Origin of the sequence: Acinetobacter sp. YH12046, assembly GCF_013419905.1 — a bacterium.
Lineage (GTDB): Bacteria > Pseudomonadota > Gammaproteobacteria > Pseudomonadales > Moraxellaceae > Acinetobacter.
Genome location: NZ_VOZF01000031.1, coordinates 1 through 12,359, shown reverse-complemented (window position 1 = coordinate 12,359; position 12,359 = coordinate 1). Strand labels below are relative to the sequence as shown.

10 protein-coding genes and 2 pseudogenes are annotated in these 12,359 nt (G+C 30.1%); 3 read left to right on the top strand and 9 right to left on the bottom strand.

All coding sequences use genetic code 11. The features are described from left to right. Positions 1-3: 3 nt before the first annotated feature. The 8 genes and pseudogenes from FTU03_RS13615 to FTU03_RS13580 all read right to left on the bottom strand — a co-directional run bounded on the left by FTU03_RS13615 (position 4) and on the right by FTU03_RS13580 (position 8,010). On the bottom strand, positions 4-1,104 hold the full coding sequence (locus tag FTU03_RS13615; RefSeq protein ID WP_179993278.1) for a glycosyltransferase: 1,101 nt from the start codon (positions 1,102-1,104) through the stop codon (positions 4-6). Then, positions 1,097-2,140, bottom strand: a complete 1,044-nt coding sequence (locus FTU03_RS13610) for a glycosyltransferase (RefSeq protein WP_179993279.1) — start codon at positions 2,138-2,140, stop codon at positions 1,097-1,099. Before FTU03_RS13610 ends, FTU03_RS13615 begins: the two co-directional genes overlap by 8 nt. Beyond that, positions 2,137-3,114, bottom strand: a complete 978-nt coding sequence (locus FTU03_RS13605; protein ID WP_179993280.1) for a glycosyltransferase family 2 protein — start codon at positions 3,112-3,114, stop codon at positions 2,137-2,139. The genes FTU03_RS13610 and FTU03_RS13605 overlap by 4 nt, the downstream gene beginning before the upstream one ends. Positions 3,115-3,143: 29 nt before the next feature. Continuing rightward, positions 3,144-4,280: a polysaccharide pyruvyl transferase family protein gene (locus FTU03_RS13600; RefSeq protein ID WP_179993281.1), complete on the bottom strand. Its 1,137-nt coding sequence runs from the start codon at positions 4,278-4,280 to the stop codon at positions 3,144-3,146. Continuing rightward, on the bottom strand, positions 4,273-5,271 hold the full coding sequence (locus tag FTU03_RS13595) for a nitroreductase family protein (protein ID WP_179993282.1): 999 nt from the start codon (positions 5,269-5,271) through the stop codon (positions 4,273-4,275). The genes FTU03_RS13600 and FTU03_RS13595 overlap by 8 nt, the downstream gene beginning before the upstream one ends. Positions 5,272-5,288: 17 nt before the next feature. Beyond that, positions 5,289-6,812, bottom strand: coding sequence for an oligosaccharide flippase family protein (locus FTU03_RS13590; protein WP_179993283.1), 1,524 nt, complete (start codon positions 6,810-6,812; stop codon positions 5,289-5,291). Between the two features lie 7 nt (positions 6,813-6,819). Then, a pseudogene (locus FTU03_RS13585) lies at positions 6,820-7,074 on the bottom strand (Vi polysaccharide biosynthesis UDP-N-acetylglucosamine C-6 dehydrogenase TviB); the annotation flags it as partial. 189 nt (positions 7,075-7,263) lie between these two features. Beyond that, complete coding sequence (locus FTU03_RS13580) at positions 7,264-8,010, bottom strand: IS5 family transposase (protein WP_179993285.1); 747 nt, start codon at positions 8,008-8,010, stop codon at positions 7,264-7,266. Between the two features lie 223 nt (positions 8,011-8,233). On the opposite strand from FTU03_RS13580, the gene FTU03_RS13575 reads away from it, so the two are divergent. The 3 genes from FTU03_RS13575 to FTU03_RS13565 are packed head-to-tail and all read left to right on the top strand — an operon-like array spanning position 8,234 to position 11,987. After that, the gene (locus tag FTU03_RS13575) at positions 8,234-9,334 is read left to right on the top strand and encodes a polysaccharide biosynthesis/export family protein (RefSeq protein ID WP_179993286.1); all 1,101 of its coding nucleotides are present in this window, start codon (positions 8,234-8,236) and stop codon (positions 9,332-9,334) included. Next, positions 9,334-9,762, top strand: a complete 429-nt coding sequence (locus tag FTU03_RS13570) for a low molecular weight protein-tyrosine-phosphatase (RefSeq protein WP_179993287.1) — start codon at positions 9,334-9,336, stop codon at positions 9,760-9,762. Before FTU03_RS13575 ends, FTU03_RS13570 begins: the two co-directional genes overlap by 1 nt. Before the next feature lie 35 nt (positions 9,763-9,797). After that, entirely contained in the window at positions 9,798-11,987 is a 2,190-nt protein-coding gene (locus FTU03_RS13565; RefSeq protein WP_179993288.1) for a polysaccharide biosynthesis tyrosine autokinase, read from the top strand. 172 nt (positions 11,988-12,159) lie between these two features. Here FTU03_RS13565 and FTU03_RS13560 read toward each other — a convergent pair. Beyond that, positions 12,160-12,359, bottom strand: a pseudogene (locus tag FTU03_RS13560) (IS5/IS1182 family transposase); the annotation flags it as partial.

The following is a 12,359-nucleotide window of genomic DNA, read 5'->3' as shown; positions in this document are numbered from 1 at the left end:
CTATCAAGCTAGCATATTTAAATACATTTTTAGAAGATTTTTAGAATTATATTCTATATCAAACCCACAATTTTTTAATATTTCAATATTAGATCTTGAGCATATTTTTTCTATATAATTCATATTTTTGATTGCCTCCACCCACTCTTCATGGGAAGATAATTCTAAAAAATTGACCAAACCTACCCCTAAATCCACTTCTTTAGAAATATTAGTAGAAATAAAAGCTGGCAAACCAATTGCTTGACTTTCTACCAACACAACTGGAAAGCCTTCATGCAAAGAAGGCATTAACATTACATCTGCTCCAGCCATTAAATTAGGCACATCATCTCTTACTCCAAGTAAATAAACATTATTTTCAAGTCTGTTATCTTTTATTTTTTGTTTAATAGATTCTTCCAATGTTCCTTGTCCAACAATAAAATATGTAAATTTAACATTTTCTTTTTTTAATATTTTCATAATATCTAAAGAAAAAAAATGATTCTTTACATCATTCAATCTACCTACTTGAATAATTTTTAAACCTTTACTATCTTGGTTAATTGTTTTCCAATAATCTTTATTAGACAATGCAATTTCTCTATATAGCTCTAAATCTATCGCATTCTTTAATAAGAAAATATTATTACTAGTTCCAAATAGATATTCTGCAGCCTTTTCGCCACATGCAATTTTTTTCGTAGGTAAAGATTTATTTAAATAGAGACAAAACTTCTCGTACAAATAAATAATTTTACCAGTTTTCCGATTACTTGTATTATGAGAATGAGAAATCAGATGGGGGACGCCTGCATACTTAGCTGCCAATAGGTGAAAAGCATTACTCAACAACATATGTGCATGTACAATCTGATATTCAGAATGTTGTTTTAAAAAATTGGTTAACTTAAACATGCGCTCAATTGGATTATTAGCTAAAATTGGAAAGATCTGTCCACCTAATGCTAATATTTCATTGTCATAGTCACCCTGATCAGTCGTAAAAGTAATAAAATCAAATTGGACTTGTGTACGATCAATATGACGGTATAGATTCATAAGCATGGTTTCTGCACCAGCCCGATCCATTTTCCCAACAATATGTAATACTCTAATCATTAAAAATTTCTATCCAAGATTTTTTGAAGCTTTCAGTGTTAAATCGACTTGAATTCATTATAGCAGCACTCGAAAGAGATTTCAGATATTCAAAGTCATTGGAAATGATATCCATTGCGACTGCAAATCCTTTCTCTTTCTCCTTGAAGTCAACAATAATTCCAGATCCATTAAGCAATTCTAAAACACCAGGCAAATGATCAAAGACAATAGCGGGAAGTCCATAAGCTTGACTTTCTATTAGCACCAATGGGGTTGCTTCTTTTCTAGAAGGTAAAAGAAATACGGATGCATTCTGGTAAAATTGCTCAATATTACTTATTCGCCCAAACAACTGAATATTTGATAATTTCTTTTCAAATATAATTTGATTAAGTAAATCTATGTCACTGTCACTTAGACCTACAATCTGTAGAGACCAATCATGATTTTTCTGTAGTGCCCATGCATCTAAAAGAATATCAAAGCCTTTAACTGTTATATTATTTCCGATTGCGAGAAATTTTTTCTCTGAAAGACTTGGAGGTACGAGTAGAGGGTTAACTGTCAAAGGATTGTATATTAAAGACAGTTTATCTGCATATAATTTACTGTAGTTTTTCCAAGCGAATAGTTCAGACTGAGATAAAACAATAATTTTAAAACATTTTAATACAGCATAAAACCTTGATACTTTAAATATTAACTTATTAAAATTAGTTCCTAAAGAGAAATGTTCCCAGAGAATTAATTTGGTTTTCCGAGGTAAAATAAACCCATTAAACAAGATAGAATTTGAATCCAAGTTAATATAAAAATCTATTTCTCTTCCCTTAAAAACCTTATACATTTTAATATTTTTATAAAAAACACCACCTTTTTCTTTTGATAAATCTACAATATTGACTCGCGCATCTAAGTGATAAAATGAAGAACCTGCTTCATTAACAAAAATAGTAATATTAAACTGGTCTATCAATAAATTACTGAGTATACACAACATACGCTGCGTACCTCCAGGATTCGTAAGGTTATGAATTAAAAAAGCTAAATTCATTTATAAAAACTCTTTAACACTGAATAGGTTTTTGACAAAAAAATAAATAACAACCCTCTTTTAAAATAAAACTTATTAGCTTTATTTTTAATAAAGGAGGGAGTTAATAAGTTTTTACTTTTTTTAAATTCTTTATTTTCAATAAAGGCAGAAATATACATTCCATTCTTAAATAAAAATAAAATGTATAGCAAGTACATAGAAACATAAGGAGATGTGTACAATTTATTTACAGAAAGTCTCTCCTTATAAACACTCAAGATATATTTATAACTGAGTTTTTGCTTTTCAATATTTGCGTTACTCAACCCAAGCAGACTTCCTGAGTAATTCACTCTATAATGGTAAATTATATTTTCAGAAAAATAAATATTTTTAGCCCTCAAAAAAACTTCTGGTATAATATTTGCATCCTCAAAATAATAGCCTTTAGGAAAAAATATATCATTAAATAGCTCTTTCTTATAAGTATAAAAACATAAAAACCAGGAACATTGGTCGAATATATTTTCTATCAAATTAGTATTTAATTCATAAAATCCTGTTAACTTTATACTATTATTATATATCTTATCTTTAGTCGGCTTATTACAGAATCTTGAACTTTTAAATGAAATAATATCCACATTATAATCTTTAATAGCATTTAAAATTTCACTAATATAATCATCGGCAACTATATCATCCGAATCTAAAAATGAGATATAATTTCCTGTAGCAATTTTTAATGCATTATTTCTAGCTTCACTTTGACCCAAATTTTCTTGATAAATAAAATAAAAACAATTCTTTAATTCATCAGGTAAATTTTCCAATTGTTTTTTTATAATATTCATAGATTGATCAGGAGTTCCATCATCTACTAGAATAACCTCTATTCTATGATCTATCTGCTTTATCAGACTATTAATACAATCTTCTACATACAACTCCACATTATATATAGGAACAATTACACTTAAAACCTTAGACACAATCTCACCATTATTACTAAATACCAAAACTAAATTAGTGTATTTTCTAAATAATTAATTGATTCTATTTTTAACTTACTCAATTTTTCATTAATTAAATGATAATCAATTTCCTCAAAAAGCAAATTATTAGAAATTTCAGAAATCTTATATACCATTCTATTAGTTAACTCTAACTGTTCAAGTAAAGATTCAAATCTTGAGGCCCCTCTTTCCTTATTTACAATTGATATAAATGGTTTATTAAAAATGATTGAGAATACTGTTCCATGAAAAGAATCAGTAATAATAAAATCTGCCTCATGAAATGATTTTATCCAATTTTCTATGGAGGGATAGATATAAGAATCATAATCCTTAATAAATAAATTATTTTTAACTTTATTTTTAGGTTGGTTTGTATAAATATCTTTATTCATTTTTTTTGCTATTTTTTCAATGGCTTCTTTTTTTTCATTATTATTATCCAAAACATACGTAAATATTTTCCCTTTATTGCAAATAGTCTTATCACTTGATGATAACAACTCTAAATAATCTTTAGCTTCCAATAAAAGTGTTGGATCTAAAGTATGTTGTACTTCTATATTTAAAAATTCATGACAAATATTTACAGCCGATCTTTCTCGTACAGCAATAGCATCAAATTTACGTACAAATTTTTGAATCTCTATAGTCTTTTCTTTATTAAACTGCCAATTATCTATGCCAAAAGAAGCAGAATAAGCCACTTTTTTAATTTTTTCGTTATCATAGAGAAAATCCAAGAAAAAGCTTTCAATTCTTGGGGAGTAAGCGACTCGCCAAACTTGATCACTTCCTACTACTACAGCATCGAATTTTTTTTCTTTAAAGTAACCTTTCAGATCATTTACTGAATAAATAACCTTAGAACGCTTCATGTATGTTTTTATAAATCTTTTATGTTTTACTCTAATTAGATCTAACTCTTTTTCAAAAAAAGGATAGATTTTATTTTTACCCAAAATTATATTTTTTATAATCGATAAAAATTTTTTTAAATCGGAAATTTGATTATATTGATAATTAATTACCTCTACATCATAACCTTTTTTGGTTAAGAATTTTTGTAAGGCAAATGCTTGAAGTGTACCACCAAAATTAGTAATAAGTGGTTGAGTTAGAATTGCAATTTTTTTAGTCATTAGAGTGAATCACCTTTAAAACTTCTTCAGCAGTTCTCCGGTAGGATAGAGTAACATTAAATTCAGCTACAGCTATTCCAATTGGAATCATACATATAATCTGTTCAGCATCAGGAATTTTTACTTTCTTTGCTAATTTTTTTTCTTCATGCCAAGTTTTACCCCAGTTCGCCGGACAACAAGCAATTTTATAAAAATGTAAAGCATATAGTAGATTCATCAAATAAATCCCACCATCTATATAAAATTGATTTCTCTCCCCTACTGTATAAAAATATTGTCTATTATTTGTCAAAATCAATAATTGACTGATATTTTCAGTATAACCTGTAAGACCACCTTGAATTTCAAGACAATAATTAATTAACTCTTTATCTTCAAGCAAATAAACTTTAGAAGCTTGTCTGTTACAGACTGAAGGAGCATTATTTGCTAACTCTATTGCTTTTTTAATTTTATCATAACTAATTTTTTCACTAGTAAAATCTCGTATACTTTTTCTAGAATTTGAGAATTCATGAAAGTTATTAGTTTCTTTATAATATTTTTCTTTATTATAACTAATTTTACCTGAAGTATACTCTATACCAACTTTTTCCAGCAATTTTTTATAATATATATATTGTTCTTCTGCATAATAATCAGAAATATCTATTTTTTTATTTTTATGCAAATCATAATATTCAACAACTACTTTATATGCAATCGATATCTGCGTTCTATTAATATTACCAATTATCTCACAATCGCTTAAATATTTATGCAAATTAATAACTCTTTGCATAGCAAATCTTGGTTTCATTGGACTAAATAACAACCCCTTTTCTATAGAGTGATAGTTTAATATCAAAATACACTCTTTATTTTCAAGACTATTAACCTTATTAATAGTTGAATACCTCCAATACTTTAATGAATCCTTTAAATAATTTCTTATTAAAAAAACAAATCTTTTAAAAGAATTTGGAAAAACCTTATTTAAAATAACCAAAACTTTTACTCCAAAAATTATTTACCTTTCATTTTAATATTCAATTTTTCATAAAAATAAACACGCTCAAATTTACTTAAACCAAAAACAAAAATATTAAAAACAACAAAACTCACTATCGCGGCAGATAAACACATGAAATATAAAAAATCATTTTCACACCTAAGAAAATTCATAAATATATATGTCATCAATATAGATAAAAACAAAACCAATACTACTCTTACTATCACATTTTTTACATAATAATTGATATTAAATTTTAGAATTTTATTCAAAAAAATCAATCTCACAACCAAGCAAATTAATGATATTAATATTTGTATCCAATACAAAATAAGTATATTTTCATATACCTTTAAAGCAAAATAACTTAAGGGTAAATTTAAAAGTATAAGAATACTTAATAATATTTGATATATTTTTACTTTACCCGTAGCTTGAACAGCTGTCATTAGAGTGGTTGACAATGTTTCTATTAATAAGAAAATTAATGATAATTGTATAAAATCTGATAAATATAATGGTATATCACTTAACCAAAGCTTTAATAAATATTTGGTATTAAAAAAGATTGGTAAAACTACTATCAAACAAAAAAAGAAGCTATATTTTGACCCCATATTTATTAATAATATGTTACGTTTATAATTATTTTCTGCATAAGTTTTATGAATCTGTGGATTAATAGCAGTTGTGATTGAACTCACCAAGCCATTAATAACTCCTACTAATGTATTTGTAAGTGCATATGCTGTATTAGCCACCAATCCGAAAAATATATTTAACAATATATTAAAACCTTGCAATTTGGCAACCGATGAAAAATTCCCAAAAATATTCCAAGATGAATAAAAGAATATTTCTTTTAATAGTGAAACATCTTCAATCTTAAACATAGTATTTTGATTAAGTTTCTTCCAACAATACAATATATATATAATACAAGTTATCAAACTAGAAAAAACATATAATAGCGCATATTTAACCAATAAAGGATCTAATAATAAATATAAAATGTAAACAATTAAAAGTTTAATTACCCCATTTAATAAAGATATTTGAGCATAAAAAGACATTTTTTCTTTAGCTAATATTAAAGCATTAAATGGTGACTGAATAATAGTAATAAACACAGAAACTATAGCTAAATTAAAAATAAAATAGGAAGCTTCTTTATATCCCAGATTAATGAATAGTAATTCATTCAAAATAAAATCTTTAGAAAAAAACAAACTTGAACAGACTATTATCCCTATCAATAAATGTAAAAATAAAATATTTGACCATACTTCATTTAATTTTTCTTGATCTTTCTTGCCAATATAATAAGCTAAATATCTTTGACTTGATGCAATCATTGCACCATTAATAAATGTGAATAAAGTAGCTACTCCAAATACTAAATTAAATAAACCATAATCTTCAGCACCTAGTAGTCTAAGCACTTCTCGGACTGTAAATAAGCCAATTACACTTAATATTAGTGTACGAAAGATTAGATATGAAGTATTTTTTAAAATTACAGTATTCTTTGACATATTAATTTATTTTAGCTACATACCAATTTACTGTTATTTCTAAATCCTCTAACTTTATAGAATAATTAAGCTGATCTGTAGGTTTCAGCTCTTTTGGGAAGGCTTCTAAGGTATGGTCTTGGCCACTTTTGAGTTCATGAATTCGTTTCTGGTAGATATCAAAGCCGACTACAGGTACTTTTTTCCCAAATTCAACTGCAAGTGGCAAGCCCACATAACCCAAACCAATCACCGCAATTTTTAAATCTGCAATAGATAGCATTTCAGCGCCTTAATTTACTGTACTTATAAAGATTGAATCTTTCGGCGAGCATACTAGCAGAAAATTATGAAGTTTCTATTATGATTTGTGCTTAAATTATCTGTAAAATAAGATCGTATATCTTTTTTGTGACATTCATTATTTTATTTGTAACTAGGGACTGTTGACATTTACTGTTCATAATTAACCCTATAAAGGTAGCCATAAAAATATACAGGCTAAGGCAACAGAAATTTGATAATTTCTTTTGAGCTTGTCATATCGAGTAGCTATTCCTCTAAATTGCTTTAATCTACAAAACATATTTTCAACTAAATGCCTGATTTTATATAAATACCAGTCCATATGGTCATTGTTCGATTGGCTATTCGTTTTCTTTGGTATATTCGCTTTAGTCCCTGTTTTCCTGATCTGTTCACGCAGTGGTTCTGAATCATAGCCTTTATCTGTACATACCACTTTTGTCTCTTTTAAATCTAATGTTGATATTAAATCAGGTGCAACTTTAACATCATGTGTGGTTCCATCGGTAATCATGAAATCAACAGGATTGCCATGTGCATCAACAATCAAATGTATTTTTGAGGAGTTTCCTCCTACACTTTTAGAAATAGATTGATTCGCTATGCCGGCAGAATGTTGATGAGCACGTACATGAGAGCCATCAATAAAAATCCACTCCATATCGGGGCATGAGGCTAGTAATTTGAATAATCTAAGTAACTTACCGCTGCTTGACCAACGATTAAAACGTTTGCAAATAGAGTTGGGATGACCAAAACAAGAAGGAATATCTCGCCACGGACAACCTGTTCTAATTCTATAGAGAATAGCTTCAATAAAATTGCGTAAATTTGAGTTGTGGTGAATGGATAAATTACGCAGAATAACTTTCAACTTTTGCCAGTGTTGATCTGTCAGCATGGTATGAGGCATAGCGAATAGTAAAATTGGGTTTGGTGATTTGATTTTACTACTTCGCTATTTTTTAAGCTAAAAGTGTCAACACACCCTAATGAAACACTTTACATTTTTAATCTCATTCAATTTCTAACATAAAATGAGAAAGATAGTTACAAATTGTTATGTATACAACTGGTAACTTCGGTAGAATAACTCCAATTTGAATGAATCTAAAAATTAATATTTAGGAAAGCCTGTGCGACACTTTCGATTAGCTGTTTTATTGGCATGTGGTATTACCACTACAGGGTGTGCAATCACCTCTGGTCTACAAACAAATGACTTACCTAGTGAGGGTGTTTATCAAACTGATCTAGGCACTACAGTAAATGTCATTAAGCTAGATCAAGAATCAATTATGGCTGCTCAGCCTGCTGTACATAATATTCAACAAGAATATGCTCATCTTTTTAGTACATCGCACCGCAGCTATCAGTTGAGTCCGGGTGATATTTTATCTATCTATTTATGGGCTTATCCAGAACTTACCTCTGCAAGTAATATTACGAGTGATCAGTCTGCACAAGCGAATGGCTTCCAGATCGATTCAGATGGCTATATTCATTTTCCAATTATTGGACGCTATCAAGCTTCAGGAAAATCAGTAGCCCAGGTCAATCGTGAATTACGTAATCAGCTATCACGTTATCTAAAAAACCCCGATGTAATCGCACGAATAGTATCGTATCAAGGTCAACGTTATTCGGTTCAAGGTAATGTTCTGAAAGGCGGTCAATTCTATTTAAGTGATCAACCTGTTAGTGTTTATACAGCATTAGGAATGGCAGGTGGTATCAATCCTCAACAAGGTGATAATACCTCTATTACATTAGTCCGTCAGGGACGTTCCTATAGTTTAAATACCTTAGAATTAGAAAAAGCCGGATTCTCTCTACATAATTTATTAATACAGCCTAATGACACCCTATATGTCAATAATCGTGAGAATCAAAAAATTTATGTTATGGGTGAGTCAGGTAAAAACCAGTCACTACCTATAAGAGATCAAGGCATGAGTCTTAGCGATGTTATTGGCGAAAGCTTGGGATTAAATCCACTTTCTGCTAGTCGTAGTAAGATCTATGTAGTACGAAGTAATATTAATTCTCCAATGACAGAAATATATCATATGGATCTCAGTAATATTGGGGACTTTGGTCTAGCAAATCAGTTTAAAATGCGTAGCAATGATATTGTTTATGTAGATGCTTCAGGTCTTGCACGCTGGCAACGTGTAGTTAATCAGGTTATTCCTTTCTCAAATGCACTGTATAATTTAGACCGTTTGGGGAACTAATGAAAATTAACAATATTTTAGTGGTCTGTATTGGTAATATTTGTCGTAGCCCAATGGCAGAATATTTTCTAAAACAGGAATATCCTCATTTAAATATTGAATCTGCAGGTATTTCTGGTTTAATTGGTCATGCAGCTGATGAAAAAGCAAGTCTATGTATGCAACGCTTTGGAATTGATATGAGTACTCATGTTGCAAAAAAGCTGAATGCAGAACTCATTAAAAAAGCCGACCTAATATTAGTTATGAGCCAGAATCAGCAAAAACATATAGAGCAAACCTGGCCTTTTGCTAAAGGTAAAACCTTTAGACTAGGACATTGGCAAAGTAAAAATATTGCCGATCCTTATCAGCATGATCAAACAGTCTTTGATGAAACTTGTAGATTGATTCAAGACTGCATTACTGACTGGAAAAAATATATTTAAGTTTTTTAATATTTTCACTTTTTGATATTTAAATTATGAGCCAAACTGCCAACACCGAAGATACTATTGATCTGAAGGAATTATTTTTTTCCTTAATTGCTCAATGGAAATTGATCACGATCTGCATATTATTGAGTTTAATTGTAGCTTTATTATATCTACGGATCACTCCAAATACCTATAACGTAGATGCTCTGGTACAAGTAGAAGATAATAAGGGAGCATCAGCAGCTTTATTAGGTAATCTTTCTAATATGATTGAGCAGAAATCTCCTGCTCAAGCTGAAATCGAGATTTTAAAATCACGCCTTGTGCTTGGCTCAGTAATTAACCAGTTAAACTTGGATCTTGTAATTTCTGGTACTGAAGACACAATTTGGAATCGATTATTAAAAAATCATAATTATGATATTCAGTATTCAACAAAATCCGTACTCTTTAAAGATAATCAACAAAGTTTTGATGTAAGACTGTTTGATATTCCAAACTATTATAAAAACAAAAATCTTTTATTAAGTTTCGATCATAATAAATATAATTTAACTGATGCAGCAACAAATGACATTATATTTACTGCTCCTTTAAACCAAACCAGTCAAATTCAATCAAGATATGGTCTTTGGAAAGTCGCCATTTATAGCAAAGATCCCTTAGATTCTACTTATAATATTAAAAAGCTGACTTTACCTGCAGCAGTGCAACGCATACTTAATAATTATTCAGTGGCTGAAAAAGGTAAAATGACGGGTGTACTTGGATTAAATTATCAGGGCCAGGACAAACAGCATATTACTCAAGTATTGAATGCCATCTTAACAGCCTATAGTCAGCAAAATATTGAACGTCGTTCAGCTGAATCTGCCCAAACATTGAAGTTTCTAGATGAACAACTCCCTGAGTTGAGCCAGCAGCTAGATCAGGTAGAACGTGAATTTAACCAGTTCCGTCAGCAATATAATACTGTGGACTTAACTAAAGAATCAGAATTGTATTTGACTCAAAGTATCGCTCTAGAAACACAAAAAGCCGAACTTGAACTTAAAGTTGCTGAAGCTTCTGCACGTTATACTGAAGAACATCCAGTAATGGAACAAATGAATGCTCAACTCGGTGCAATTAATAGCAAAATTGCAACATTGAGTAATACTTTAAAGCAGCTTCCTGATTTACAGCGCCGTTACTTACAACTCTATCGTGAGGTTGAGGTTAAACAACAGCTATATACGGGATTACTTAATACTTATCAGCAGCTTCGCATTGCTAAAGCCGGTGAAATTGGCAATGTGCGTATTGTTGATACTGCCGTAGAACCAATTGAACCGATTAAACCAAAGAAATTACAAATTATAATTTTATCTATTTTCTTAGGCGGTTTTTTAGGAACATTACTTGCTTTATTGCGCAATATGATGCGTTCGGGAATCAAAGATTCAGCACAAATTGAAAGAGAGTTAGATCTGCCTGTATATGCAACAGTTCCTCGATCTCCTCTCCAAGAAAGTCGCGTCAATTTACTGAAAAAGAAAAAGAGCATCCCTATTCTTGCGGTTAAGGATAGTAGTGATATTTCAATTGAAAGCTTACGCAGTATGCGTACTGCAATCCATTTTGCTCTAAGTAATGCCAAAAATAATATTATTGCACTTTCAGGTCCAGCTCCTGAAATTGGTAAGTCATTTATTACTACCAATTTAGCGACTATTTTGGCCCAAGGCGGAAGTCGCGTATTAGTGATTGATGGTGATTTACGTCGTGGTTATTTAAATAAATATTTTAATAAAGAAGTACAACCAGGTTTATCCGAACTATTAAATCATCAAAATAGCTATGAAGATGTAGTTCAAAACTCACAGGTTGATAATTTATTCTTTGTTACTCGAGGTAAAAGTCCAGTAAATCCATCTGAATTACTTAGTACAGATAAGTTTAAAGTTTTTCTTGACGAAGCTTCTGCTAGTTTTGATTACGTATTGATTGATACACCACCAGTATTAGCTGTGACTGATGGTATCATCATTGCACAGTATGCTGGTGTGAATCTATTAATTGCACGTCATGGTAAAACACAAATTAAAGAACTTGAAATTACTGTCACTCGTTTTGAACAGGCTAATGTGAAAGTTAATGGTGTTATTCTGAATGATGTACAAAAAGGGCCAGGTAATGGTTATGGGTACGGATATAACTATGCGTATGCTTATAAGGCTTCAAAAGATGGCGATTAAGATAAATTTAATTTATAGGAGTTAAATTTACTTAAAATATAAGAATAACTTCATTGTTGTTATAAAGCTTCAAACTAAGGTAGAGCAATCAAATTAGTTTGAAGCTTTTTATATTTATTCGGCTTTGTTGCACAAAGATTTGAAATGCAAAGCGCCCCTAATTGAGCCAAATTTAAGGCGTAATTTGGGTAAGTGGTCGACCTAATTCCGTAAATCGGTTGAGGACTGCTACACGTGCATGAATTTCATTCACCTGACTAGGAAAGCTTCTTGCCATTAATTTATCGCCTAATAATTTGATGCAATGCATCTTGGTTTCCACCAAACTGCGGCGATGATAGCCTGACCATTTTTTCCATAATGTCCTGCCTA

Bases quoted from the DNA above. Each gene is read 5' to 3' on its own strand.
- FTU03_RS13610 (WP_179993279.1), bottom strand. From the start codon at position 2,140: ATGAATTTAGCTTTTTTAATTCATAACCTTACGAATCCTGGAGGTACG.
- FTU03_RS13590 (WP_179993283.1), bottom strand. From the start codon at position 6,812: ATGTCAAAGAATACTGTAATTTTAAAAAATACTTCATATCTAATCTTT.
- FTU03_RS13600 (WP_179993281.1), bottom strand. From the start codon at position 4,280: ATGACTAAAAAAATTGCAATTCTAACTCAACCACTTATTACTAATTTT.
- FTU03_RS13615 (WP_179993278.1), bottom strand. From the start codon at position 1,104: ATGATTAGAGTATTACATATTGTTGGGAAAATGGATCGGGCTGGTGCA.
- FTU03_RS13570 (WP_179993287.1), top strand. From the start codon at position 9,334: ATGAAAATTAACAATATTTTAGTGGTCTGTATTGGTAATATTTGTCGT.
- FTU03_RS13565 (WP_179993288.1), top strand. From the start codon at position 9,798: ATGAGCCAAACTGCCAACACCGAAGATACTATTGATCTGAAGGAATTA.
- FTU03_RS13580 (WP_179993285.1), bottom strand. From the start codon at position 8,010: ATGCCTCATACCATGCTGACAGATCAACACTGGCAAAAGTTGAAAGTT.